At 59.3% G+C, this 23,611-nt stretch carries 24 protein-coding genes and 2 pseudogenes; 12 read left to right on the top strand and 14 right to left on the bottom strand.

All coding sequences use genetic code 11. The annotated features are described in order from the left end of the window. The first annotated feature begins 234 nt into the window (after positions 1-234). The 3 genes from QE453_RS03185 (at position 235) to QE453_RS03175 (ending at position 1,749) form a co-directional block, all read left to right on the top strand. Entirely contained in the window at positions 235-1,023 is a 789-nt protein-coding gene (locus tag QE453_RS03185) for an N-formylglutamate amidohydrolase (RefSeq protein WP_309776358.1), read from the top strand. Positions 1,024-1,038: 15 nt separating this feature from the next. After that, the gene (locus tag QE453_RS03180) at positions 1,039-1,344 is read left to right on the top strand and encodes a DUF1244 domain-containing protein (RefSeq protein WP_309776357.1); all 306 of its coding nucleotides are present in this window, start codon (positions 1,039-1,041) and stop codon (positions 1,342-1,344) included. Positions 1,345-1,491: 147 nt separating this feature from the next. Beyond that, on the top strand, positions 1,492-1,749 hold the full coding sequence (locus QE453_RS03175; protein WP_006314683.1) for a DUF2312 domain-containing protein: 258 nt from the start codon (positions 1,492-1,494) through the stop codon (positions 1,747-1,749). A 67-nt stretch (positions 1,750-1,816) separates the two neighbouring features. Here the strand turns inward: QE453_RS03175 and QE453_RS03170 are convergent, their stop codons facing one another. The 5 genes from QE453_RS03170 to QE453_RS03150 form a co-directional block, all read right to left on the bottom strand. Continuing rightward, positions 1,817-2,437 carry a tetratricopeptide repeat protein gene (locus QE453_RS03170; RefSeq protein ID WP_034497310.1) on the bottom strand — a complete coding sequence of 207 codons (621 nt, stop codon included), beginning with the start codon at positions 2,435-2,437 and terminating at the stop codon, positions 1,817-1,819. A gap of 100 nt (positions 2,438-2,537) precedes the next feature. Next, positions 2,538-2,663 carry a type B 50S ribosomal protein L36 gene (gene ykgO / locus QE453_RS03165; RefSeq protein ID WP_003497670.1) on the bottom strand — a complete coding sequence of 42 codons (126 nt, stop codon included), beginning with the start codon at positions 2,661-2,663 and terminating at the stop codon, positions 2,538-2,540. A 146-nt stretch (positions 2,664-2,809) separates the two neighbouring features. Continuing rightward, positions 2,810-3,886, bottom strand: a complete 1,077-nt coding sequence (locus QE453_RS03160; RefSeq protein ID WP_037091980.1) for a 5-(carboxyamino)imidazole ribonucleotide synthase — start codon at positions 3,884-3,886, stop codon at positions 2,810-2,812. Positions 3,887-3,897: 11 nt separating this feature from the next. Beyond that, complete coding sequence (gene purE / locus QE453_RS03155; protein WP_034497641.1) at positions 3,898-4,365, bottom strand: 5-(carboxyamino)imidazole ribonucleotide mutase; 468 nt, start codon at positions 4,363-4,365, stop codon at positions 3,898-3,900. A 48-nt stretch (positions 4,366-4,413) separates the two neighbouring features. Beyond that, positions 4,414-4,617, bottom strand: a complete 204-nt coding sequence (locus QE453_RS03150) for a YdcH family protein (RefSeq protein WP_003497661.1) — start codon at positions 4,615-4,617, stop codon at positions 4,414-4,416. Between the two features lie 234 nt (positions 4,618-4,851). Here QE453_RS03150 and QE453_RS03145 point away from each other — a divergent pair, with 234 nt between their 5' ends. Continuing rightward, positions 4,852-5,028 carry a YdcH family protein gene (locus QE453_RS03145; protein WP_003506164.1) on the top strand — a complete coding sequence of 59 codons (177 nt, stop codon included), beginning with the start codon at positions 4,852-4,854 and terminating at the stop codon, positions 5,026-5,028. 101 nt (positions 5,029-5,129) lie between these two features. Here the strand turns inward: QE453_RS03145 and QE453_RS03140 are convergent, their stop codons facing one another. Further along, positions 5,130-5,894 carry a sulfite exporter TauE/SafE family protein gene (locus tag QE453_RS03140; protein WP_006697178.1) on the bottom strand — a complete coding sequence of 255 codons (765 nt, stop codon included), beginning with the start codon at positions 5,892-5,894 and terminating at the stop codon, positions 5,130-5,132. A gap of 104 nt (positions 5,895-5,998) precedes the next feature. Here QE453_RS03140 and QE453_RS03135 point away from each other — a divergent pair, with 104 nt between their 5' ends. The 6 genes and pseudogenes from QE453_RS03135 (at position 5,999) to QE453_RS03110 (ending at position 12,716) form a co-directional block, all read left to right on the top strand. Further along, positions 5,999-6,652 (top strand): thiamine phosphate synthase, encoded by a 654-nt coding sequence (locus tag QE453_RS03135; protein WP_309776356.1) that lies wholly within the window; start codon positions 5,999-6,001, stop codon positions 6,650-6,652. A gap of 8 nt (positions 6,653-6,660) precedes the next feature. After that, positions 6,661-7,761, top strand: coding sequence for a tetratricopeptide repeat protein (locus QE453_RS03130; RefSeq protein ID WP_309776355.1), 1,101 nt, complete (start codon positions 6,661-6,663; stop codon positions 7,759-7,761). Positions 7,762-7,925: 164 nt separating this feature from the next. Continuing rightward, positions 7,926-8,726, top strand: a complete 801-nt coding sequence (locus QE453_RS03125) for an inositol monophosphatase family protein (RefSeq protein ID WP_004445792.1) — start codon at positions 7,926-7,928, stop codon at positions 8,724-8,726. 265 nt (positions 8,727-8,991) lie between these two features. After that, positions 8,992-9,946: pseudogene (locus tag QE453_RS03120) on the top strand (flagellar motor protein MotA); the annotation flags it as partial. Between the two features lie 2 nt (positions 9,947-9,948). Beyond that, complete coding sequence (locus QE453_RS03115; protein ID WP_004445789.1) at positions 9,949-10,980, top strand: peptidoglycan -binding protein; 1,032 nt, start codon at positions 9,949-9,951, stop codon at positions 10,978-10,980. Between the two features lie 89 nt (positions 10,981-11,069). Continuing rightward, positions 11,070-12,716: an FAD-binding dehydrogenase gene (locus QE453_RS03110; protein WP_309776354.1), complete on the top strand. Its 1,647-nt coding sequence runs from the start codon at positions 11,070-11,072 to the stop codon at positions 12,714-12,716. A 1-nt stretch (position 12,717) separates the two neighbouring features. Here the strand turns inward: QE453_RS03110 and QE453_RS03105 are convergent, their stop codons facing one another. Continuing rightward, a complete protein-coding gene (locus QE453_RS03105; RefSeq protein ID WP_309776353.1) occupies positions 12,718-14,517 on the bottom strand; it encodes an ABC transporter transmembrane domain-containing protein in 1,800 nt (599 codons plus the stop codon). 260 nt (positions 14,518-14,777) lie between these two features. Between QE453_RS03105 and rpmE the strand changes: the two genes are divergently transcribed. Beyond that, positions 14,778-14,999 carry a 50S ribosomal protein L31 gene (gene rpmE, locus QE453_RS03100; RefSeq protein WP_003497640.1) on the top strand — a complete coding sequence of 74 codons (222 nt, stop codon included), beginning with the start codon at positions 14,778-14,780 and terminating at the stop codon, positions 14,997-14,999. A gap of 153 nt (positions 15,000-15,152) precedes the next feature. Here rpmE and QE453_RS03095 read toward each other — a convergent pair whose 3' ends face one another. The 3 genes from QE453_RS03095 to QE453_RS03085 all read right to left on the bottom strand — a co-directional run bounded on the left by QE453_RS03095 (position 15,153) and on the right by QE453_RS03085 (position 17,547). Continuing rightward, the gene (locus QE453_RS03095; protein ID WP_003506184.1) at positions 15,153-15,668 is read right to left on the bottom strand and encodes a DUF1465 family protein; all 516 of its coding nucleotides are present in this window, start codon (positions 15,666-15,668) and stop codon (positions 15,153-15,155) included. 401 nt (positions 15,669-16,069) lie between these two features. Beyond that, a complete protein-coding gene (locus QE453_RS03090; protein WP_309776352.1) occupies positions 16,070-16,261 on the bottom strand; it encodes a DUF1192 domain-containing protein in 192 nt (63 codons plus the stop codon). Beyond that, positions 16,258-17,547: an MFS transporter gene (locus QE453_RS03085; protein WP_004445776.1), complete on the bottom strand. Its 1,290-nt coding sequence runs from the start codon at positions 17,545-17,547 to the stop codon at positions 16,258-16,260. Before QE453_RS03085 ends, QE453_RS03090 begins: the two co-directional genes overlap by 4 nt. A gap of 137 nt (positions 17,548-17,684) precedes the next feature. Here QE453_RS03085 and QE453_RS03080 point away from each other — a divergent pair, with 137 nt between their 5' ends. Further along, positions 17,685-17,840: a hypothetical protein gene (locus tag QE453_RS03080; protein ID WP_004445774.1), complete on the top strand. Its 156-nt coding sequence runs from the start codon at positions 17,685-17,687 to the stop codon at positions 17,838-17,840. A 54-nt stretch (positions 17,841-17,894) separates the two neighbouring features. On the opposite strand, the pseudogene QE453_RS03075 reads toward QE453_RS03080, so the two are convergent. The 4 genes and pseudogenes from QE453_RS03075 to gap all read right to left on the bottom strand — a co-directional run bounded on the left by QE453_RS03075 (position 17,895) and on the right by gap (position 23,574). Next, positions 17,895-18,921 (bottom strand): annotated as a pseudogene (locus QE453_RS03075) (class I fructose-bisphosphate aldolase). A gap of 191 nt (positions 18,922-19,112) precedes the next feature. After that, positions 19,113-20,315: a phosphoglycerate kinase gene (locus tag QE453_RS03070; RefSeq protein ID WP_004445771.1), complete on the bottom strand. Its 1,203-nt coding sequence runs from the start codon at positions 20,313-20,315 to the stop codon at positions 19,113-19,115. Positions 20,316-20,382: 67 nt separating this feature from the next. After that, positions 20,383-22,248, bottom strand: coding sequence for a potassium/proton antiporter (locus QE453_RS03065; RefSeq protein ID WP_035209187.1), 1,866 nt, complete (start codon positions 22,246-22,248; stop codon positions 20,383-20,385). A 315-nt stretch (positions 22,249-22,563) separates the two neighbouring features. Next, a complete protein-coding gene (gene gap, locus QE453_RS03060) occupies positions 22,564-23,574 on the bottom strand; it encodes a type I glyceraldehyde-3-phosphate dehydrogenase (RefSeq protein ID WP_004445768.1) in 1,011 nt (336 codons plus the stop codon). Positions 23,575-23,611: the final 37 nt, after the last annotated feature.

Genomic DNA, 23,611 nt, shown 5'->3' with positions numbered 1-23,611 from the left:
CGGGGACGAGCGAGAGATGACTGAGTCACGGCTTCCATCCGGATTCCATGGTTATAATGAACACACTTCTTGGCGTGGCCGCCCAAGAAAGTCAACGCGAGTTTAATCGATTATATTGTTCGTGGGATCGTGAGTGCGATAAGGTAGATGGCTGTTCTTCCGCCGTAACTTGCGCCCGGCCTCAAGCCATGCCATCAAGTTTCTCTCCTCAATGCTGCCCCAGAAAAATCATCGATGAACGACTTCATACCCTATGAAATCATAGAAGGCGATTATGACAAAGGCATGGTTCTGCTGGCAGACCACGCCATGAACCTTCTGCCGGCACACTACGGTAATCTTGGTCTTCCGCAAACCGCTTTTCATCGCCACATCGCATTTGATATCGGTATAGAGGGGCTAACGCGCTCGCTGGCTGTGCGCCTTGGCGTGCCGGCGGTGCTCGGGCGTTTCTCGCGGCTGCTGATCGATCCGAATCGTGGTGAGGATGATCCAACTCTCATCATGAAAATCTCGGACGGAGCGATCATCCCCGGAAACCATCCGATTTCCGACGAGGAATGGCAAAAGCGGATCGAGACTTTTCACCGGCCTTATCACAATGCCGTGGACAGCGTGCTGACCCGTGTGGCCGAGGCCTCGGAAGAAGCGCCGCTCGTCCTGTCACTGCATTCCTATACACCGTTCTGGAAGGAAACGCCGAGGCCATGGCATGCGGCGGTTCTGTGGGATACGGATCATCGCGCCGTCGATCCGCTGCTGGCGCATCTGCGCGCTACCGGCGACATTCTCGTCGGCGACAACGAACCCTATGACGGAGCACTCAAGGGCGATACCATGTATCGTCATTGTATGGCGAAGGGTATACCGCACGCACTTCTGGAGGTCAGGCAGGATCTGATCGGGAACGAGGAGGGGATCGCCGAATGGTCAGACCGGCTCGCTCCCATTTTTGCCGCAATGAATGACGATCCGGTTCTGCATGAATATCAGCTGTTCGCTTCCCGCACCGGCCCCTATTGAGCCTGGAGTTTCGCCATGACAAATGAGAACGACAACGGGCAGATCGAGTTTGAGGCGGCCGCATTCCGGCGTCTCGTCAGACATCTTCGTGAACGCCACGATGTGCAGAACATCGACCTGATGAATCTCGCGGGCTTCTGCCGCAACTGCCTTTCCAACTGGTACCGTGAAGCGGCCGAGGAAGCGGGTGTTCCGCTCAGCAAGGAAAAATCCCGGGAAATCGTCTACGGCATGCCCTATGAGGACTGGAAAGAGAAATACCAGGGCGAAGCGAGTGGCGACCAGAAAGCCGCTTTCGAGCAGAACCGGCCCAAGGAATAAGTCTTCACCGACGGAATCGACTTGACGGGACGCCTTTCAGTGGGCAGTTCACAGGCCTGAATTTTGTTGCCTGCTTGCAGCGACCGGCGAACGCCTTGCCAGTTTGAATGAATAAGGCCCACATGCGGGCCGCCAATGAAGGATGATATGATGGACGAAACCAGCACCACCGAAACCGTCGCCGCCGCCGAACTGCGTCAGTTCATCGAGCGCGTCGAGCGCCTCGAAGAAGAAAAGGCTGCTATTCAGGGTGATATCAAGGATGTCATGGGCGAAGCGAAGGGGCGTGGGTACGATACCAAGGCGATCCGTACCATCATCCGCCTGCGCAAGAAGGATGCCAACGAGCGCATCGAGGAAGAAACGATTCTTCAGACTTATATGGCCGCGCTCGGCATGGAATGATCGGCTGAAAATGCCTCAATGAAAAATCGCCGCTTCTGCGGCGATTTTTGTTTGACTGCCCTCGACATCAGCCGCGCGTGCCAGCCAGCTTTTCTGAAAGGTCGATGGCTTCCTTGCGGGCGTCCTTGTCTGCAGGATAAAGCGCCAGATAACGCTCCCAGGCTTTCAGCGCCAGCTCGTCGCGGCCGGAGGCTTCGAGGATGTTGGCCAGGCTTGCGAGGGCAGGGAAATAGCGCGGCTCTTTTTCCAGCGTCAGGTTGATGTCCGCCATTGCCTTGCGGGTGTCGCCATCGGCGAAATGGACCATGGCGCGGCGATAGGGCGCTTGGACATAGTCGGGATCGAGCAAAACAACCTGGTCGAGAAAATCGTAAGCGGCGGCGTTGCGCTTTTCGTCGGCAGCTTCACCCGCCCATTGCATCAGGAGATTGATCGTTGCGCTGCCGGAGTCATTCCATTCGGAGGCGATCTGGTTGGCGATGCTGCGCGCCTTGACCGCATTCCGTTCCTTTTTCAGCGAAGCGAAAAGCGTGTCGATTGTCTTGGCGGGTGATGGCGCCGATTCGACAGCAACAGCTGGCTTTCCGTCTGCCGCCTGGGCAACAGCAGCCGTTCCCGCAAACGCGAGGCTTGAGACCATGAAGCCCTGAGCAATAATGAGAGCGGTGCAAAAACGATTTGGGCGCATGGGTTAAAGCTTAACCCGACTGCGCCCAATATCAAATGCAAACTTCTGGTCTGTCAACAAAGTGATCCGCGATCAGATCGCGAACCGCAGTCGCAGTCAATCAGCCCTGACGAGCCTTGAAGCGCGGGTTCTGCTTGTTGATGATGTAGACGCGGCCCTTGCGGCGAACCAGGCGGTTATCGCGATGACGGGCCTTAAGCGCTTTAAGCGAATTCTTGATCTTCATTTTACTGGTCCGCAGTTTTGCACGGTTTGTGCCGTGCTATTCAAACAATCAAAAGCGCGCAACGGGGCGCGCTCTTTTCGGTTGGCAGGCAGATACCTGTTTGAGCCCTGCCTGTCAACACTTGCCCGCGTCTTTGCCTTAAAAGACTAGGCTTTTCCTGTGTGCAGAAGCTGCGTCACGTGGCCCATCTTGCGGCCCGGCCGTGCTTCCGTCTTGCCGTAGAGGTGGACGAGACAGTCTTTTTTCGACAGCCATGCCGGTACGTCGTTGATGTCGTCGCCGATCAGATTGGTCATGATGCAGTCGGAATGGCGATCAGTGTTGCCGGGGTTAAGGCCCGATACGGCTCGGATATGCTGTTCGAATTGCGAGATCACACAGGCCGCCTCCGTCCAGTGGCCAGTATTGTGCACGCGGGGCGCCATTTCATTGGCGACCAGCGATCCATCCGGCAGGACGAAAAACTCAATGCCGATAACGCCGACGTAATCCAGAGCGGCCAGGAGCTTTTCCGCCGATTGCACGGCAATACCCCTTGCGGCATCCGAAAGTGCGGCCGGCACGGTGGATGTGTGCAGGATGCCGTTCAGATGAACGTTCTCGGCCGGATCGTAACAGGTCACGGTCCCGTCCCGGAAACGGGCGGCGATGATCGAAATTTCGCGTTCGAAGGCGATGAAGCTTTCAAGAATCAGCGGCACGCCACCAAGCGCTGCAAACGCGCCCGCGAGGTCTTCGCCTCCCCGGAAGAGGCGCTGTCCCTTGCCGTCATAACCCATGCGACGGGTTTTCAGCACACCTTTGCCGCCAAAGGCGGCCAGCGCGGCTTCCAGCTCTTCCTGGCTATCCACGGCGCGGAAATCGGCGGTTGGAATGCCGCAATCGTTGAGGAAGCGTTTTTCCGTCAAGCGATCCTGTGAGGCGCTGAGCGCCTGTGCCGGCGGATAAACGGGAACCGAGGCGCTGAGTTTTTCTGCTGCGGCAACGGGCACGTTCTCGAATTCGTAGGTCACGACATCACAGCGGCTTGCGAGTTGCGCAAGTGCGTTTTCGTCATCATATGCTGCCACGATCTGGTCGTTGCAGGCCTGTGCCGCGGGACAATCCGCCTGCGGCTCCAGCACGATGGTACGATGGTTGAGACGCGCCGCGGCCATCGCCAGCATGCGGCCGAGTTGCCCGCCACCGATGATGCCGATGGTGAGGTTGGTTGTCTTTGCCATGTCGTGTGTCGTCACTGGGCGCTGTCCATGGGGTATTCCGCGACAGCCGCCGACTGGCGCGCACGCCAGGCGTCCAAACGATCGGCAAGGTCTTCATCGCCAAGCGCCAGCACCGCGGCCGCGAGAAGGGCCGCATTGATCGCGCCGGCCTTGCCGATCGCGAGCGTGCCGACAGGGATGCCGGCGGGCATCTGCACGATGGAATAGAGGCTGTCCTGACCGGACATGGTCTTCGATTGGACCGGAACGCCGAAGACCGGAAGCGGCGTCATGGCAGCTGTCATGCCCGGCAGATGGGCAGCGCCGCCGGCGCCCGCAATAATAACCTTGAAGCCTTCGTCTTTCGCGCCGTTGGCGAAATCGTAAAGCCGGTCAGGGGTGCGATGGGCGGAAATGATGCGGGCTTCGTACTCGATGTCGAGCGCATCCAGCGTGTCGGCAGCGTTCTTCATGGTCTCCCAGTCGGACTGGCTGCCCATGATGATGGCGACGGGGGGCGTTTCTGCTGTCACGTAATGTCTCCGGGCTCAGGCGATGATATCGGGAATGACCTGATCTTCCAGCTGGGTCATCTTGTCCTTGACGGCCAGCTTCTTCTTTTTCATGCGTTGTATCCGCAGCGCGTCGCAGCTGGTCTGGATCATCGCATTGATCGCCGCGTCATAATCCTCATGCTCCTGGCGCAGCCGCGCCAGCGTGAGCCTGATGTCCGCCTGGTCCTGATCGGGCATCTTGTCATCCCCATTTTATGCCAGCCGGATAGCCTCCGGCGCGTATGTGATCGTTCACGAGCCTCTATCATCAAATCGCGGTAACGGGAAGTTATCCGTTGCGACCAAATTGCCCACTTATTGCCTTCATTTCGCCTTCGACAAGCCGACCGATCCGTGTCACATTGTCGTCGCAAACCTGAAACTCCAGCGATGGAGAGCTGGAGGTAGGTTCAAAAAGGAAGGACGTGCCGCATGACCATTCAGGCTCATATTGCATCGCTCGAAAAGAAACACGGTGCTCTGGAGGAGGAGCTCGAAAGTATTCTTGCTTCCCCGTCGTCTGACGATAGAGAGATCGCGGACCTTAAACGTCGTAAACTGCGCCTGAAGGATGAACTCCAGAGGCTCAAAGCCTCCACAAGACATTGATTTATGGCAGATCGCTGGCCCTCGATGAATGAGGGGTCGGCGGTCTGACCTTTCGAGCTCTGGCGGCGAAAACCTGCTGCCAGAGCTTTTTTATTGCCGTATTAGAACGGCAGTCCGTCCCACAGCAGTTTCAGTGCCGCAATCAACGCCATGGCATACATCAGCGGGTAAAACACGGATGGTTTAAGGTATTTCACCACTCTTGCACCGGCCAGCGTCGCCAGCATCGCGACGGGCAGCAGACTTGCCGATGTCTTGAGGTTGGTGGCGTCGAGCGCGCCAAGTGCGAAATAGGGTATGAGCTTGATCGCATTCATGATGGCGAAGAAGCGCACGCTCATGCCGGTATAGGTCTTCGGGTCGAGTTTCAGCGGCAGAACGTAGATCTGGAAGGGCGGTCCACCCGCATGGGCCACGAAACTCGCATAACCGGACAGGCTGGACCAGAGCGTGGCGGCGGCCGGCCTTTGCGGTTCTGCCGGAATTTCCTGACCGTTGCGGCTTTTGAAACTCTCATAAAAGTAACGCAACACGAACAGGATCGTGACCGAGGCGACGACGAGACGCATGGCATCTGCGGAGATCATGCTCGAAGTTGCCCAGCCGAGCGCAATGCCGGCGATAGCCCCCGGCAGCATGACAAGGAGCGTCTGGCGATGGTTGTAGTGCCGCCAGGCGAAGAGCGCGACAATATCCATGACGATCAGGATCGGCAGGAATATCGCCGCCGCCTGGACGGGCGATACGGCAAGCGCCATCAGTGGCACGCCCATCAGCGCCAGCGCGCCGCCCAGTCCCCCTTTGGAAAGGCCGACGAGAACCACTGCGGGAATGGCGACGAGATAAAAATGAAAATCGGTCAGCATGGATGTATGGTTGATCCTTTCGCCGGTCCGGTTTATCGGATTTGTCATATGAAAACGAGTGCAGATCGCGTCGGAAGCGTCGTCTGCCTGAAATGGACGAAACGATGAGCATTGTTGAAGACCGTTGCCGCCTTGTCCTGATCGTCCCGCAATCGGACGATGCGCAAAAGCAGGCGGCAGATGTGGAAGCCGCGCTGCGGGGAGGCGATGTCGCTTCGGTCATCATTCCGCAATACGGTCTGGATGACGCCGCTTTCCAGAAACGCGCCGAACTGATCGTACCCCTCGTGCAGGCGTCGGGTGCCGCAGCGCTCATTGCCGGTGACAGCCGTGTCGCCGGCCGGGTGAAGGCGGACGGGCTGCATGTGGTCGGTAACGCCGAGGCGCTTTCGGAGGCTGTGGAAAAATTCACCCCGAAACTGATCGTCGGCGGCGGAAATGCCGATGACCGCCACAAGGCGCTGGAGCAGGGCGAGGCCAATCCGGATTACGTGTTTTTCGGGAAGCTCGAAGGCGACATCAAGCCCGAGGCGCATCCCAAGAACCTGGCGCTCGGTGAGTGGTGGGCGTCGATGATCGAAATCCCCGCCATCGTCATGGGCGGCGCGGACCTCTCGTCCGTGGTTGCCGTGGCGGAGACGGGCGTGGAGTTCGTGGCTATGCGCAGCGGCGTTTTCGATAATGTCGGTGGCGCCGCCCAGGCCGTTTCTGAAATCAACGCTTTGCTTGACGAAAAAGCGCCACGGTTTGACGGTTGATACAGGCGATGATCATGCGCTCGTTTCATTTCTGCCTCTCAGTTTCGCTGCTGGCGTTTGTTTTCGGCGCGCCGGCGGGTGTCGCTCTTGCTCAATCCGGGCCGCAGAGTGAAAACAATGCGCTTTCCCGACAGCTGGAAAATGAGGCTCAGCCGACCCGGCAGGGCAGGGTGCAATCCGAAGAGCAGAAGGACTTGCAGCCTTCAGCCGGCGTGAACGTCTATCAGCGCATGGGTGCGGATCTGCCGGCACTGCCGCCTGAGAAGGAATTCAAGGGCCGGGTGGATGAGGCCTATGGCCATTTCCAGCGCGGCGAATATGTGCAGGCGCTTGATAAGGCGCTGAACCGCGCGCAGAACGGTGACGCACCCGCCCAGACGCTGGTGGCGGAAATGATGTCGCGCGGACTTGGCATTGCGCGTGACGAGAAAACAGCCGCGTTCTGGTATCAGCAGGCCGCACAGGGCGGCGATCCCGTCGCCATGTTCAAATTTGCCCTTATCCTGATGGAAGGGAAATTCGTTACGCGTGACAAGGCGAAGGCCGATGATTTCATGCGTCGTGCAGCGGAAGCCGGCAACGCCTCTGCCCAGTTCAACTGGGGCCAGATATTGGTTTCGGAAAATCCGGGCGCCAAGGGTCTGCTGATGGCTTTGCCCTTCTATGAAAAATCCGCCGAACAGGGCATTGCCGATGCGCAATATGCGGTATCGCAAATTTACTGGTCCGTGAAGGATGTGCCTGCCGAGAAAAAGGCAAAGGCTCGCGACTGGTTGATGCGCGCCGCAAAGGCCGGCTATGACACTGCACAGGTCGATCTCGGTATCTGGCTGGTCAACGGATTTGGTGGCGAGCGTAATCTCGACGAAGGCTTCCGCTGGCTCTATGGCGCAGCACAGCGCGGTAATGTCGTGGCGCAGAACAAGGTTGCGCATCTCTATATTCAGGCACTCGGTACCCGGCCTGATCCGGTTGAGGCAGCCAAATGGTACGTGCTTTCCCGCCGCGCCGGATTGAAGGATCCGTCTCTCGAGGACTTCTATCTCGGCATCAATGACGAGCAGCAGAAGAAGGCGATCGAGGCCGCAAATCGTTTCCGTCCGACCTGATGGAAGGGTTGCGTTCCCTGGCCGCGGTTGACCCATGGGCTTTTTACCTTGAATTTCCGCGCGTTTTGTGGTCTTGAACCGCAAACTTTCAATTCAAGAAAATAATGACGTGCCTGCCCGGTGAGCTTCCGGGCGGTTCGCAAGCTTTCCAGGAAAAAACATCGATGGCCCGTTCAGCCCTTCTCAATGTCATGGTTCAGGCCGCCATCAAGGCGGGTAAGTCTTTGTCGCGTGACTTCGGTGAAGTGCAGAACCTGCAGGTCTCGGTCAAGGGACCGAGCGACTTCGTTTCGCAGGCGGATCTGAAGGCCGAGAAGATCGTGCGCGAGGAGCTGATGAAGGCGCGCCCGACCTACGATTTTCTGGGCGAGGAAGGCGGCGAGGAAAAGGGAACCGATGGTGCACATCGCTGGATCGTCGATCCGCTCGATGGCACGACCAACTTCCTGCACGGCATTCCGCATTTTGCGGTTTCCATCGCGCTTGAGCGTAACGGCGAAGTCGTCGCCGGTGTGATCTTCAATCCGGCCACCGACGAACTCTACACCGCCGAGCGCGGCGGCGGCGCGTTCCTCAACGATCGCCGCATCCGCGTTGCCGCGCGCAAGGCGCTGACGGATTGCGTCATCGGCTGCGGCGTGCCGCATCTCGGCCGCGGCAACCACGGCAAGTTCCTGGTCGAGCTTCGTCACGTCATGGGGGAGGCTGCAGGCATCCGTCGCATGGGTGCGGCGTCGCTCGATCTCGCCTACGTTGCCGCTGGCCGTCTCGACGGTTACTGGGAAGCTGATCTTTCGCCGTGGGACATGGCGGCCGGCCTCGTGCTGATTCGGGAAGCCGGTGGTTTCGCCTCCGACATCAAGGGCGGCACCGATATCTTCGGCAGCAGTTCCGTTGCTGCAGGCAACGAATATATCCACAAGGCGCTCGTTGAGGTGGCCAACCGCCCTATTCCGGGCCGCTGATTGGTTTTCAGCAGAAAACCTGCCGTTTTTTACAAGTTTTTGATGCCCGGCGAATGTTCGCCGGGCGTTTTTGTGTTCCCTCGCCCGGCTCCATGCCTTTTTTCGTGAAAGGCCTGTCACGAAAGACCGGCTTTTCGCTTCAAATCGTCGCAATTTTCAAATAGCTTCCGCTGGATAGCTGGCCAAAGGGAATGCGAACGTTATGGCGGATTCGGAGCTGCTCGATCTTGGCGTCGAGAAACCGGTGACCACACGGGAATACAGCCACAAGCTGTCCAGCCCCACACCGTTTCTCTGGACGATGGTTCTGTTTCTGATCCTCGTCGGTTTTCTGGCAGCGATTCTCTATCGGCAGGCGCACACCGCCTTCATGACCAATCCGGGGCTCAACGGCTTCATTCTCGGTGTGCTCGCCATCGGCATCATTCTGGTGTTTACGCAGACGATGAGCCTGCGTTCGGAAGTCCGCTGGTTCAACGCCTTTCGTGCCGCCGGCAGCGTCGAAAAGGTCGGTCGCGCGCCCAAACTGCTTGCGCCGATGAGCACGCTGATCGGCAAGCGTGGTGAAGTCCGCCTTTCTGCCGTTACGCAACGCACGATCCTCGATTCCATCGCAACGCGCCTCGACGAGACGCGTGATACTTCGCGTTATCTCGTCGGCTTGCTGGTATTTCTCGGCCTGCTCGGCACCTTCTGGGGTCTTATCGGCACCATTGGCGCCATCAGCAACGTCATCCAGTCTCTCGACCCAAGCGCCGGTGACAGCAATGATATTCTCGGTTCGCTCAAGGCCGGTCTCACCGCGCCGCTGGCGGGTATGGGAACGGCCTTTTCCTCGTCACTGCTCGGTCTTTCCGGTTCGCTTATTCTCGGTTTTCTCGATCTTCAGGCCGGCCGCGCCCAGAACCGTTTCTACACCCAACTCCGAAAACTGGCTTTCCTCGGTGACGGATACGACGGACGCCCCAAGGGAGTCCCGAGGCGACGCAGGGGCCGTGGTGAGCACCGAGCGCTCGCTGGCGGCCATGACCAGTCTTGCCGAAGGCATTCAGGGTCTGGTCAAGAACATGCGCAGCGAACAGCAAATGTTGCGCGACTGGATCGAGGCGCAACAGGAGGAATCCAAATCGCTCCGCCGCACGCTCGACCGGCTTTCGGCGCGGATTGACAGCGATACGAAGTCTTCCGGACGCACCCGGCACGATAACGGGAGCGAATAGCCATGGCGCTTGCGCGCAACCGCCGCCGCGACAGGGGTGTGGATTATTGGCCGGGCTTCGTCGATGCGCTGTCGACGCTGCTGATGGCCATCATGTTTTTGCTGACGGTCTTCGTGCTCGCGCAATTCGTGCTGTCGCGTGAGATTACCGGCAAGGACGAGGTGCTGACGCGTCTCAACAGCCAGATTGCCGAATTGACCGAACTTCTGGCCATGGAAAAGGGCAACAAGCAGGATGTGGAGGACGCCTTGGCGAGCCTGCAATCCACTCTTGCCGCGTCTGAGAATGAACGGTCGCGGCTGCAGGCACTGCTTGACGCCGGCTCGGGCAACAATGCCAGCGCCAACGCCCGTATCGGCAGTCTCACCGGTGAACTGGACGAGCAGCGGCAGGCCAATTCCCGCGCCTCCGCGCAGATCGAGTTGCTCAACCAGCAGATTGCGGCACTGAGGGCGCAGATTGCCTCGGTCGAAGCCGCGCTGCAGGCCTCGGAAGCCAAGGATGCCTCTTCTCAGGTCAAGATCGCCGATCTCGGCCGCCGCCTCAATGTCGCGCTGGCGCAGCGGGTGCAGGAACTGAACCGCTATCGGTCCGACTTCTTCGGTCGGTTGCGCGAAATTCTGTCCGATCGTGAAAACATCCGCATCGTCGGCGACCGATTTGTCTTCCAATCCGAAGTGCTCTTCCCTTCCGGCGGCAATGAACTCAATCCGGAAGGGCAAGCGGAAATGGCGAAGCTCGCAACCGCGCTGCTTGATCTCGCAAAGGAAATCCCGGCGGAGATCAACTGGGTCCTGCGCGTCGATGGCCATACGGATAATGTCCAGCTCTCTGGCTCCGGCCGCTACCGCGACAATTGGGAACTCTCCTCGGCCCGTGCCACTTCGGTTGTGAAGTTCCTGATCTCCAAGGGCGTGCCGGCAAACCGTCTTGTCGCTGCCGGCTTTGGAGAATATCAGCCGATTGCAGAAGGTGACTCACCGGAGGCACGGCAGCAGAACCGCCGTATCGAACTCAAGCTGACCGAGCGCTGAAATCGCGGACCGCATCTGGGCGGTTGCCTTCCGGCGAAAGTAAACTTACGTTCGCGTAAAAGTAATTCCGTCATATCTGGGAGGGGCTGATGGAACGCTATGATGTGATCGTTGTCGGGGCGGGGCTTGCCGGGTTGGTTGCGGCAACGGAGGCTGCCGAGCGAGGTCTCAGCGTCTGCGTGGTTGATCAGGAGGGTGAGCGGAACCTGGGCGGACAGGCCTTCTGGTCGCTTGGCGGCCTGTTTTTCATCGATAGCCCAGAACAACGTCGGATGCGCGTGCGAGACAGTCTCGACCTTGCGAGGCAGGACTGGTTCGGTTCGGCCGGTTTTGATCGCCCGGAAGATCACTGGCCGCGTCGCTGGGCAGAGGCCTATCTCGATTTTGCTGCCGGTGAGAAGCGGGAATGGCTGCACCGCATGGGTATGCGCTGGTTTCCCGTGGTAGGCTGGGCCGAGCGTGGCGGCGGTTTGACCGATGGCCATGGCAATTCTGTTCCACGCTTCCATGTCACCTGGGGCACAGGCCCCGGGGTGCTTGCTCCCTTCGTTAAAAAGGCAAAGCTTATCGCGGCGGATGGGCGGCTATCCTTCCGCTTCCGCCACCGGGTTGATCGGCTGGATATCGCCGATGGCGGGGTGACCGGCGTTTCCGGTGTGGTTCTTGCAAGCGATCCGGTGCAACGCGGAGAGGAGAGCAGCCGGGAAGAGCAGGGCGAATTCGGTCTTTCCGCTGCTGCGGTCATTGTCAGTTCCGGCGGCATCGGCGGTAATCAGGAGCTGGTGCGGCGCAACTGGCCCGTGGAACGACTGGGCCAGCCGCCGCAAAACATGGTTTGCGGTGTGCCGGCGCATGTGGACGGCCGCATGATCGCCATCACCGAGGCGGCGGGTGGCGGGGTCATCAACCGTGACCGCATGTGGCATTACACCGAGGGTGTCAAAAACCACGACCCGATCTGGCCAGGTCACGGCATACGCATTCTGCCTGGTCCTTCGTCCTTCTGGTGCGATGCGAATGGTGACCGGCTTCATGCGCCGGCCATGCCTGGCTTTGATACGCTTGGCACACTGAAAATGCTGGGTGAACGTGGCAGCGGTTACAGTTGGTTCATTCTGACCAAAGTGATCATCAAGAAGGAGTTCGCGCTTTCAGGTTCGGAGCAGAATCCTGATCTGACGGGCAAGAATATGCGCCTGTTGCTGAAAAGGTTGGGAAAGGAGCCGCCTGGACCCGTGCGGGCTTTCATGGAACGGGGCGAGGATTTCGCCGTTCGTGATACGCTGGAAGAATTGGTGCCTGCGATGAACGCCATCGCCGGAAATGATCGCTTGGACACCAACCACATCCGCCGGCAGATCGAAGCGCGCGACCGTGAGATTGAAAACGGCTTTAGCAAGGATACGCAGGTAACGGCGATCCACGGTGCGCGCCGTTACCTCGGTGACCGGCTGATGCGAACGGCGAAACCGCATCGCCTGCTCGATCCTGCCATGGGGCCTTTGATTGCCGTGCGTCTGCATGTGCTGACGCGCAAGACCCTGGGTGGCCTGCACACCGACCTTGAGGCGAGGGTGCTGGACGCCGGCGGTGAGCCGGTGCCGGGGCTTTATGCCGCTGGCGAGGTGGCTGGTTTCGGCGGTGGCGGCATGCATGGATATAACACGCTTGAAGGCACTTTCCTTGGAGGATGCCTGTTTTCCGGGCGCGTTGCGGGGCGCAGCGTGCTGACGTAACTCAGGCCTGTGCGCGCAGTTCTTCGGGCCCGGTCTGGAATTGCAGACGGGCGAGCCGGGCATAGAGACCGTTCTGGCGAATGAGACTCTGATGCGTGCCTTCCTCGATGATGCGGCCTTCATCCATCACCAGAATGCGGTCGGCTTTGAGAACGGTGGCAAGGCGGTGGGCGATGACAATGGTGGTGCGGCTGCTCATGAGCTCATCGAGAGCCTTCTGTACCAGTGTCTCGCTTTCCGCATCGAGCGCCGAGGTGGCCTCGTCCAAAAGCAGGATAGGTGCGTTGCGCAGGATGGCGCGGGCAATGGCGATGCGCTGGCGCTGCCCGCCGGAAAGTGTTACGCCGCGCTCTCCCACCTGGGTGTCATATCTGTCGGTAAGGCGTTCAATGAAGCTGTCGGCCTGCGCGGCGATGGCGGCGGCGCGCACTTCTTCCCGTGTCGCGTCAGGCCGTCCAAAGGCGATATTGTCATGGATTGAGGAGGCGAATATAGCCACATCCTGCGGGACGATGGATAGACGCGCCCGCAGATCGGCGAGCTTGACGTCGCGGATATCAGCGCCGTCAATGGTGATACGGCCCTGCTGCGGATCGTAAAAGCGCATCAGCAGCGAAAAGACCGTGCTCTTGCCTGCACCGGAGGGTCCGACGATGGCGACGGTTTCGCCGGCACTGACTTTGAAGGAGAGGCCGGAGACGATCGGCCGTCCTGCCGCGAGCGGGTAGACAAAATCGACATTCTCGAATGCGGCTTCGCCACGCGGTGGCTGGGGCAGAGTGACGGGCGCGGCGGGATCGAGAACCGGCGAGCGCTCGTCCAGCAGTTCGGACAGCCGTTCCGCCGCGCCGCCGGCCTGCGCCAGTTCTCCCCAGACTTCGGAGAGCTGGCCAAGGCCGCTGGCCGCGATGACCGAATAAAGCACAAACTGACCGAGCGTTCCCGCGGTCATGCCACCGGACAGGACGCTTTGCGCCCCATACCAGAGAATGCCGACAACGCTGCCGAAGACGAGCGTGATGGCGACGGCGGTGAGGATGGAGCGTGCGCCGATGGCGGCGCGTGCGCCCTGATAGGCCGCTTCCACCGAAGCGCCATAACGGGCATTCGCCAGCGTCTCGGCATTGAAGGACTGTACGGTGCGGCTCGCTGCAATCGTCTCGGAAGCATAAGCGGCGGAGTTGGCCAAAGTGTCTTGTGTCGTGCGGGAGCGGGCGCGAACCGAGCGCCCGAAGGCAATCAGGGGAAAAACGATAAAGGGAATGGCCAGCAGCGCGAGTCCGGAAAGACCGGGGCTGGTATAGATCATCATCGCCACGGCGCCGCAGCACATGATGATGTTGCGCAACGCCACCGACGCAGATGAGCCGAATGCGGAGCGGATCTGCACCGTGTCGGCCGTCAGTCGCGAGGTGAGCTCGCCTGAGCGGTTGGCATCGAAGAATTGCTGTGACAGCGTGGTGAGATGGGCGAACACATCGCGGCGCAGATCGGCAACGACCCTCTCGCCGATCGTCATGACATAATAATAACGCATGGCGCTGGCGAGTGCGAGAACAACCGCAATGGCTAAAAGCATGGCGAAGTAGCTGTTGATCATACCGCCATCAGGCGTTTGGAAACCGTGATCGATGATGCGGCGAACGGCGAGCGGCAAGGCAAGAGTCGTGGCGGAAGACAGAACAAGTGCAAAAAGAGCCGCAGCCATCAAGCCACGATAACGCCTGAGATAAGGAAACAGGCCAAGGAGCGGTTTCAGGCTTCTCTGTTTCACCGCTTTATGCTGTTCGATGTCTGCCACGTCCTCTATGCTCCTCGTTCTTCGCCATTTTTCGGCCTTTTGTGGGCGAATTTCCGGCCTGCGGTAAAATTCCTGCCCGGAAGCCATCTCCTTTCACAAGGGGATAGCAGGCTCTTGTTATCTCGGCGACCTTCATGTATAGGCTCCGCATCGAATTGGGAAGCCATAGCCCATCTGGACTATGGCTTCATTTATTGAATTGGCTCAGTTGACGCAATTGCGGCAAATGGACCGCACGTCACTTAACCAGGAAGATTGTCATGAAGGCTGATATCCATCCCGATTATCACACGATCAAGGTGGTCATGACCGATGGCACCGAATACGAAACCCGCTCTACCTGGGGTTCGGAAGGCGCCGTCATGAACCTTGAAATCGACCCCAAGTCCCATCCGGCATGGACGGGCGGCAACCAGCAGCTTATGGACCGCGGTGGTCGCGTTTCCAAGTTCAACAAGCGTTTCGGCGGCCTCGGCCTCTGATCCTCTTGCGAACAGATTGTTAAAAAAGCCCGGTTTTACCGGGCTTTTTTGTTGCGCTGTTTTGGCGACGGCATCTACCCGGCATGACCGCTGAAACAAAAAAGCAGGCCGGTGAGCCTGCTTTCAAATTGTCCACTCAATGTGGTTTTTTCCTCAGTTGATCGAGAAAGCCGTGCGCAGAAGGTTGAGCTGCGCCTGAACGCTGTTCTCATTGTCCGGCACCTTCGCGGCTTCGGAAGGGCGATAGATTTCGCGGTCGAGCAGGGCGATGCGATTCTGGAGACGCAGCGAGCGCTCGATAAGATCGCGGAAGGACTCCGGCAGGTCGTTCCAGCCGGGCGCGTTGCGGTCGACGTTGAAGCTGTCGAGGCGAACCTTATTCTTCTCGCTCAAAACCTGATCGCGGGTCATTTCACCGTTGTTGACGGCGCGCTGGAGCAGCAGCCAGGAGGCCATCTGCATCAGGCGAGTCGTGAGGCGCATCGATTCCGCGGCATAAAGCACTGAGGCCATGCGCGGCAAAACTTTCGAGGCAGCGCGGCCGGCGCCGTCGAGATAGCTTGCAGTTTCCTCCACCAGGGTCATGCCTTCGGTATAGAGGGTCTTGAACTGGTTGGAAGCAGCCGCGCGCCCCGCAAAGCTTATGGTATTTAAAACCTGTTCCGACATTTCTTCAAATCCCTGCTCACGCACCACACTGTCAGGCAACGACGATCCGGATATTTTGTTCCGGCCTTTAGTGTTTTCAGGATGGTATCTTTACCTGAAATGCGCAAGGCAATTATTAAAGAAGGGTTAATACCCACAGTTTTACCGAAGCCGGCGGCGGCAAAAAAAGAGCCGCGAAAGCGGCTCTCAAGGTAAAACAGGGAGAAAAATCAGACCAATTCGCCGAATGGAGAAGATGCCTGAAATCCAGAAGAACTGGACATGTATAGTAATCTCTCAGAAAGCTTAATTTTTGGTTAATGGTAAACGAAAGACTGACCCAAAACCTCTTGTTTTGGAACGCACGTTGAACCGATTCTGCCGTTAGGCACGTGCGAGCCGGGTTTATTGGTCACCGCGCATCAGGATCGGAAAAGATTCTCCGCCGCCTGTCTTCCCGCGGATTTCCGCTTTCTTTCCTCTTCGAGTCGGGTGATTTCGGCCTGGAGAAGCTCGATCCGGCTGTCCAGTTCGTCCACGGAGAGGAGGCTGAGATCGGTGCCAATCTGGTGTGCAGCGGGTTTTTGCGGGCGGTCGTCGTCAAAGAGGCTCATATGCCTGCTCCTTTTTCCACGTAGTCCCCATCCTCGCCGGGATATTGCGGCGCGCGCGGGTCAAGCGCAATACTCTCCGGTGTCACCAGCGGAGAAGGCGTCGTCGGCATCATCGTCGAGAAATTGTCCTTCTCGTCGGTTGAAAGCGCGGCGCGCCTGCGGCTTCTGATAATGGCGTAGGCAGTAATCAAAATATGGGCGACGGCTGTGACCAGAAACAGCGCATAGGGCCCGGAATAGGTCATGACAGCGCCGCCGAGCGTCGGTCCGATAATGGTGCCGACGCCGTAAAGCAACAGCAACCCGCCTGAAACCTTGACGAAATCCTCGGACGCCGCAAAGTCGTTGGCGTGCGCCACGGCGATGGGATAGAGCGCATTGGCGGCTGCACCGTAAACGGCGATCATCGGAATCAGAACGTAGACGTGATGCGGCTGCACGGCTGCGACCGCAAGTCCCGCGACGGCGCCAAGCCCCGCGAGGCCGGCCAGCACGTAACGACGGTCTATCCTGTCCGAAAGGCGACCCGCCGGGAACTGCGCCAATGCGCCGACGAAAATCGTGACGGACACCATGATGGCGATCATGGTCGGATCCAGGCCTGCCCGGGCACCGAAGACGGCGCCGAGCGTGCCGTAAGCACCGTTGGCGATGCCGATCATCAGAATGCCGACGAAGGAGACCGGGGAGTTGCGATAGAGCGCCGGCAAATCCAGTTTCACCTTCTGCAAGGGCTGTGGACTGGCCGCCTTTGAAAGCGTTGCTGGCAGAATGGCGATGCAATAAATGATGCCGCAGATCATGAACAGCGAGGTATTGCTGATATCTCCCATCGGCACGATCATCTGTCCCGCCACGACGCCCAGAAGCGTGATGGCGATATAGAGCGAAAAGATCATGCCGCGGCTTTCGTTCGTGGCGCGCTCGTTCAGCCAGCTTTCGATGATCATTGAGGTGCCGGCGGTGCAGAAGCCGGTAAGCGCACGCAGCGTAATCCACCAGACGTCATCAACGATGAGACCGGTCATGAGCACGGTCAGGCATACCAATGCGACGAAAGACGCAAAAGCCCGCACATGGCCGGCACGGCGCACGATGGCCGGCGCGACAAAACAACCGACAACGAAGCCCGCAGCCCAGGAGGTTCCGAGGAAACCGAGGATCTCGTTGGAGTAACCTTCTGCCGAGCCTCGTACTGGCAGCACGAGGCCCTGAAGACCGTTGCCGAGAAAGAGAAACAGAGTGCTGGATAAAAGAGCGAATACGGGTAGAAGATTTCTGCTCATGACAACACTCTCATGCGTTCGGACGGACGGTCGGACAGGTCATACAACGGGAGTTACCCGAATGAGTTGCACTCTTCTGGTGAACGGTAAAAATGTCCAGCCTGTGACGATGCAGAAATAAAGAAAAGGCTCAATAAATGACGAAGGCGATCGGCCTTTTTTTACTGCTGGCCATGGCCGTCCAGATTATCCGGCCGCTCGGCCTGCCGGGGCTGAAGAAACGGGGCGATTGCTGGAAGATAGCGGTTGCCGCCTTTGTCATCTGGTCGGTAACGCTGCTTCTGCGCCCATAAGAAAAAGCCGCCCCGGGAGGCGGCTTTCATTCACCAAAGCTCTGGAGCGAAGCCTCAGGCTGCCTTTTCGAGTTCCTGCTTCCAGTTGCCCTTGGCCGCCAGGCTGTTCATGGCGGCGCGGTGCGTGAAGGCGCGCTGGCCGGCAGCGACATTCTCCTGCTTGCCGCCCCATGTCTTGAGGGCCGTATCCTGAAGCGCGCGGCCGTAGGAGTAGGTCAGAGACCAGGGCAGGTCATAGCCGGAATTCATGGCGGAGAGATGCGCCGTTGCTTCTTCGGAGGACTGGCCGCCGGAAAGGAAGGCAATGCCCGGAACGGCGGAAGGTACGGTCGCCTTCAGGACCTTCACGGTCTTTTCCGCCACTTCCTCGACGGAAGCCTTGCGGGCCTTCTTGCCGTCGATGATCATGTTCGGCTTGAGGATCATGCCTTCGAGGTTCACGCGGGCGTCGAACAGGTCCGCGAAGACGGTCTGCAGAACCCATTGCGTGACTTCCGCGCAGCGGTCGATGTCATGCGTGCCCGGCTCGCCGTCCATCAGGACTTCAGGCTCAACGATCGGCACGATATCCGCCTGCTGGCAGAGAGCGGCATAACGGGCGAGCGACTGGGAGTTTGCCTTGATCGAACCCCAGCTCGGGCGCTGTTCACCGATGGTGATGACGCCACGCCACTTGGCGAAGCGCGCACCGGCTTCGTGGTACTTGCGCAGGCGCTCATAAAGACCGTCGAGGCCTTCGGTAATGAATTCATGCGGGTGGAAGGCCATCGGCTTGGCGCCGATATCCACCTTGATGCCCGGCAGGCTGCCACGCCGCCTTGATGATATCAACGAAAGGTGTGCCGTCGGCAGCCTTCTGGAACAGGGTCTCTTCATAGAGAATGACGCCGGAGATATATTTCTTCATGGCGTCGTCGGAACGGAACAGCATCTCGCGATAGTCGCGGCGGGCGGTCTCGGTGGACTCCAGATTGATGCTGTCGAAACGCTTTTTGATCGTTCCCGTGGATTCGTCGGCGGCGAGCAGGCCCTTGCCGTCGGCGACCATTTTGATTGCGATGTCTTCGAGACGTTCGGTCATTTGCTATTCTCCCAAGGCACAATAAATTTCCGATAACAGAAGTTCCAGGGCAGGGAAATGGCACGCTAACTCATTGAAACGATTGAAATGATTTCAATCGTTTGAAACTTTTCCTCCCGCGTGCACTTACCAAAAAACAAGGCCGGACAAGCATCGCTTGTCCGGCCTCGTGTCAGGCAAGTGAGATAAGTTTACTTGGCGGCGGTCAGGATGGCAACGCCCGGCAGTTCCTTGCCTTCCATCCATTCAAGGAAGGCGCCGCCGGCGGTCGAAACATAGGAGAAATCCTCGGAAACGCCGGCATGGTTGAGCGCGGCCACGGTGTCGCCGCCGCCTGCGACGGAGACGAGCTTGCCGGCCTTCGTGCATTCCGCGGCATGTTTTGCGGCAGCCACGGTGGCTGCATCGAAGGGTTCGATTTCGAAGGCGCCGAGCGGCCCGTTCCAGACCAGCGTTTCCGCGCGTGAAATCCAGGCCTTGATGCTTTCAACCGATTTCGGGCCGACATCAAGCACCATGGCGTCAGCGGGAATGGCATTGATGTCGACCGTTTCACTGGCCGCACCGGCCTTGAATTCGCGGGCAACGACGCCGTCTTCCGGCAGCACGATGGCACAGCCGGAAGTCGCGGCCTCGATCATGATCTGCTTTGCGGTTTCGGCCAGATCGTGCTCGCAGAGCGATTTTCCAACCTGGGCGCCACGGGCGGCGAGGAAGGTGTTGGCCATGCCGCCGCCGATGACGAGGGCATCGACCTTCTTCACGAGGTTCATCAGAAGATCGATTTTGCTTGAAACCTTCGCGCCGCCGACGATGGCGACGACGGGACGCACCGGCTGGCCGAGGCCCTTTTCCAGAGCCTCAAGCTCGGCCTGCATGGTGCGGCCGGCATAGGCGGGCAGGTGGCGGGCGAGGCCCTCGGTGGAGGCGTGGGCGCGATGCGCGGCGGAGAAGGCGTCATTGACATAGATATCGCCATTGGCCGCCAGAGCCTCGACGAAGGTGGGATCGTTCTTTTCCTCGCCCTTGTGGAAGCGCGTGTTTTCCAGAAGCAGGATATCGCCGTCATTCAGTTTCGCAACGGCTTCCGCCGCCGGCGCGCCGATGCAGTCGGACGCGAAGGAGACGGCATGGTCCAGCACTTCCTCAACTGCTGGTACGATCTGGGAAAGCGACATGTCAGCCACGGGTTCGCCCTTCGGACGGCCAAAATGGGCAAGCAGAATAACCTTTGCGCCCTTCTTGGAAAGTTCCAGAATGGTCGGCGCGACCCGCTCGATACGGGTCTTGTCCGTAACTTTGCCATCCGCGACCGGCACGTTGAGATCAACGCGGACGAGAACGCGCTTTCCGGCAATGTCGTTGAGGTCATCGATGGTCTTGAAAGCGGGCATAGGTCGATCCTGATTTGTTGCGAGTTCGGCAGGGACCATACTATGCCTGATTGCCGACGCAAGCCGGTCAGGCTTCATTTTCTCTCACGGTGTTTGAAGGTGCGACCACGTCTTGTGCGGTAGCGGTGGAACGCGACTGACGCCGCTGCGCCAGATAGTCGCGCACCCGTTTGAAAATTTCCGAGAAGCTGATGAAGATCGGCAGGGTGGTAGCCGGTTCGACCGGCTCCAGCGAAATTCCGACACCCGCTATCGCCTCATGTTCGTCCAAAGTTCGCACGATCAGGACGATGGAGCCGAGGCGCACGCGGTCGGCATAATCGGCCCGTCCGGCAAGACGTGTCTCGATGAGTTCTGCGATGCTCATTGCCTGTTCTGCTGGCGCAAGCAGGCCGGGACCATAGGCGGCATCAAGCTCCTTCGCCGGCCGGGCGGGAGAGATCGCGAAGGTGCCGAAGAAATCGGCGTCGTCATCGGCGACGGGCAGGGCGCTCGCGAAGAGCCGGTCGATCAGGCGGGAATAACCGGGGGCGATGAAGAGATAGACAAGATCATTTTCACGCAGCCGCCCGGCATATTGGTAGCGAATCGATTTGCCGTCACGCACCACCAGCGAAGGCATCGCCCAGCGGGGAATGCGTTCGCCCTGCAGGATGGCGCTGCCCTTTGCCACGCGGTAGGAAATCAGTTCGTGATTGGCCGTGCCGGGAAGGTCAACCTCCAGCTTGTCCACCTCGCCCATGCGCGGCGGCACGATCAGCCCCAGCCTTGTTGCCACCGGTTTGATTGTCCAGCCCTGCACGAGGAGCGATACCAGCACGATGATGAAGGCGGCATTGAAATAGATCTGGGCGTCATCAAGTCCGCCGAGGATGGGCATGATGGCAAGCAGGATGGAGACGGCGCCGCGCAGGCCCACCCAGGCGACGAAAGAGGTTTCCTGTTGGGTGTAGTTAAACGGCATGAGGCTGAGCCAGACCGCGAGCGGACGGGCGACGAAGATCAGGAACAGCGCCAGCAGGATGGCTGGAATTGCGATTGCAGGAAACTGCGACGGCGTGGCAAGCAGGCCGAGCATCAGGAACATGATGATCTGTGCCAGCCACGTCAGCCCTTCGTGGAAGCGACGGATCGTTTCCTTGGCGAAGATCCTGCGATTGCCGGCGACAATGCCGGCGACATAGACCGCCAGAAAGCCGCTGCCGCCAATCGTGCCGGTGAAGGAAAACACGAGCAGCGCCAGCGCAAGCACAAAGATCGGCGCCAGCCCGCGATCGGCGGCAAAACGGTTGACCACGGCGGCGATCATGAGACCGCCCAGCACGCCGACGATCACACCGAGGCCCATTTCCTCAACAAAAAGCAGCAGAAAACCGCTGTCGATACCGGCCAGGCCCTGTCCTTTGGCGATGATCTCGACCAGGGCGACTGTGAGGAAGATGGCCATTGGATCGTTGGTGCCGGATTCGACCTCCAGCGTGGAGCGCACCTGATCGCGGATGTGGATGCCGCCGATGCGCAGCAGGAAAAACACCGCTGCCGCATCGGTGGAGGCGACGATGGCACCGAGCAGCAGGCCCTCTAGCCAGGAGAGCCCGAGCAGGAGGGCGGCTGCGCCCGCGAAAAAGACGGATGTGAGAATAACGCCGACCGTGGCAAGCGCCATTGCCGGTGCCGCGGAAAGCCGGAAAGACTGGATCGACGTGCCAAACCCGGAGTCGAACAGGATGACGGCAAGTACCAGCGAACCGAGCATATAGGCGAGAGGGTTGTTGGTGAATTCGATACCGAGGCCGTCCACCCCCGCTGCAAGTCCAATCACAAGGAAGAGCAGCAGCAGCGGCGCGCCGAAGCGGTAGGCGATGAGGCTCGAGAAGGCGGCGACGAGGACGAGAACAGTTGCCACCAGCAACAACAGATAAAATGATTCCACGTTTACCGCCTTTTTCACGCCGCGCTGGCCACCGCAATGATTGCTCTGCACGTTCGCAGTCAATGCGCCACGGGTTGCGGTCTGTCAGCGCTCGGTCGGCGGCGTTGAAAGGTAACGCAAGGCGGGGTGTATCGAAAGATACGGCAGGGCCGAAGTGCATTGCGCACGACCGTTATCCCTGAGTCCCTTGTCCGTTTCAAAATGGACCAGACAAAGGCAGGAAATTGAAAACATGGCGGCACTGTAGAGGAAAACCGGGAATAAAAAATCCGGCGGGATCGCTCCCGCCGGAATGCATCGACTGATGGGCATTCGTTAGATGGTCTTCGCGAAGGCGACAGCTGTATCCGACATGCGGTTGGAGAAGCCCCACTCGTTGTCGTACCAGGACAGGACGCGGACGAAGTTGCCTTCCATGACCTTGGTCTGGTCATTGGCGAAGATCGACGAGTGGCTGTCGTGGTTGAAATCGCGGGAAACCAGCGGCTCGTCGGTATAGCCGAGGATGCCCTTCAGCTGGCCGTCGGAAGCCGCCTTGATGGCTGCGTTGATTTCGGCAACCGTCGTGCTCTTCTTGGCCACGAACTTGAAGTCGACGACCGACACGTTCGGGGTCGGAACGCGGATCGACGTGCCGTCAAGCTTGCCCTTGAGGTGCGGCAGGACGAGGCCAACAGCCTTTGCGGCGCCTGTCGAGGTCGGGATCATGGACAGGGCTGCGGCGCGGGCGCGGTACAGATCCTTGTGCATGGTGTCCAGCGTCGGCTGGTCGCCGGTGTAGGAGTGGATCGTGGTCATGAAGCCATGATCGATGCCAACGGCGTCATCGAGAACCTTCACGACCGGCACGAGGCAGTTGGTGGTGCAGGATGCGTTGGAGATGACGAGGTGATCTTTCGTCAGCTGGTCATGGTTGACACCGAAGACGACGGTGAGGTCGGCGCCGTCAGCGGGAGCCGAAACGATGACGCGCTTGGCGCCGGCCGTCAGATGGGCAGCAGCCTTGTCGCGGGCCGTGAAGATGCCGGTGCACTCAAGCGCGATGTCGACGCCGAGTTCCTTGTGCGGCAGCGTTGCCGGGTCGCGAACGGCCGTCACCTTGATCGGCTTGCCACCGCCAACGATGATGGTGTCGCCTTCGACCTTGACGTCGGCCGGGAACTTGCCGTGGATCGAATCGTAGCGCAGCAGGTGAGCGTTGGTTTCAACCGGGCCGAGGTCGTTGATGGCGACGACTTCGATATCGGTGCGGCCGGATTCGACGATGGCGCGCAAAACATTGCGGCCGATGCGGCCGAAGCCGTTAATGGCAACTTTTACAGTCATTTACAGTCTCCCGATCAAGAATGGGCTTGGTCTTTGC

The sequence above is a fragment of the Agrobacterium sp. SORGH_AS_0440 genome (assembly GCF_031453135.1).
GTDB lineage: Bacteria > Pseudomonadota > Alphaproteobacteria > Rhizobiales > Rhizobiaceae > Agrobacterium > Agrobacterium pusense.
Note: the sequence above shows the minus strand (reverse complement) of the source record. Positions and strands in the feature narration are given on the sequence as shown.

Coding starts and splice junctions, on each gene's coding strand:
- ykgO (WP_003497670.1), bottom strand. CDS start 2,663: ATGAAGATCAAGAATTCGCTTAAAGCGCTTAAGGCCCGTCATCGCGAT.
- QE453_RS03175 (WP_006314683.1), top strand. CDS start 1,492: ATGATGGACGAAACCAGCACCACCGAAACCGTCGCCGCCGCCGAACTG.
- QE453_RS03150 (WP_003497661.1), bottom strand. CDS start 4,617: ATGCCCGATCAGGACCAGGCGGACATCAGGCTCACGCTGGCGCGGCTG.
- QE453_RS03130 (WP_309776355.1), top strand. CDS start 6,661: ATGATCATGCGCTCGTTTCATTTCTGCCTCTCAGTTTCGCTGCTGGCG.
- QE453_RS03185 (WP_309776358.1), top strand. CDS start 235: ATGAACGACTTCATACCCTATGAAATCATAGAAGGCGATTATGACAAA.
- QE453_RS03160 (WP_037091980.1), bottom strand. CDS start 3,886: ATGGCAAAGACAACCAACCTCACCATCGGCATCATCGGTGGCGGGCAA.
- gap (WP_004445768.1), bottom strand. CDS start 23,574: ATGACTGTAAAAGTTGCCATTAACGGCTTCGGCCGCATCGGCCGCAAT.
- QE453_RS03110 (WP_309776354.1), top strand. CDS start 11,070: ATGGAACGCTATGATGTGATCGTTGTCGGGGCGGGGCTTGCCGGGTTG.
- rpmE (WP_003497640.1), top strand. CDS start 14,778: ATGAAGGCTGATATCCATCCCGATTATCACACGATCAAGGTGGTCATG.
- purE (WP_034497641.1), bottom strand. CDS start 4,365: ATGGGCAGCCAGTCCGACTGGGAGACCATGAAGAACGCTGCCGACACG.
- QE453_RS03180 (WP_309776357.1), top strand. CDS start 1,039: ATGACAAATGAGAACGACAACGGGCAGATCGAGTTTGAGGCGGCCGCA.
- QE453_RS03085 (WP_004445776.1), bottom strand. CDS start 17,547: ATGAGCAGAAATCTTCTACCCGTATTCGCTCTTTTATCCAGCACTCTG.
- QE453_RS03140 (WP_006697178.1), bottom strand. CDS start 5,894: ATGCTGACCGATTTTCATTTTTATCTCGTCGCCATTCCCGCAGTGGTT.
- QE453_RS03095 (WP_003506184.1), bottom strand. CDS start 15,668: ATGTCGGAACAGGTTTTAAATACCATAAGCTTTGCGGGGCGCGCGGCT.
- QE453_RS03170 (WP_034497310.1), bottom strand. CDS start 2,437: ATGCGCCCAAATCGTTTTTGCACCGCTCTCATTATTGCTCAGGGCTTC.
- QE453_RS03135 (WP_309776356.1), top strand. CDS start 5,999: ATGAGCATTGTTGAAGACCGTTGCCGCCTTGTCCTGATCGTCCCGCAA.
- QE453_RS03090 (WP_309776352.1), bottom strand. CDS start 16,261: ATGAGCCTCTTTGACGACGACCGCCCGCAAAAACCCGCTGCACACCAG.
- QE453_RS03080 (WP_004445774.1), top strand. CDS start 17,685: ATGACGAAGGCGATCGGCCTTTTTTTACTGCTGGCCATGGCCGTCCAG.
- QE453_RS03070 (WP_004445771.1), bottom strand. CDS start 20,315: ATGCCCGCTTTCAAGACCATCGATGACCTCAACGACATTGCCGGAAAG.
- QE453_RS03115 (WP_004445789.1), top strand. CDS start 9,949: ATGGCGCTTGCGCGCAACCGCCGCCGCGACAGGGGTGTGGATTATTGG.
- QE453_RS03125 (WP_004445792.1), top strand. CDS start 7,926: ATGGCCCGTTCAGCCCTTCTCAATGTCATGGTTCAGGCCGCCATCAAG.
- QE453_RS03145 (WP_003506164.1), top strand. CDS start 4,852: ATGACCATTCAGGCTCATATTGCATCGCTCGAAAAGAAACACGGTGCT.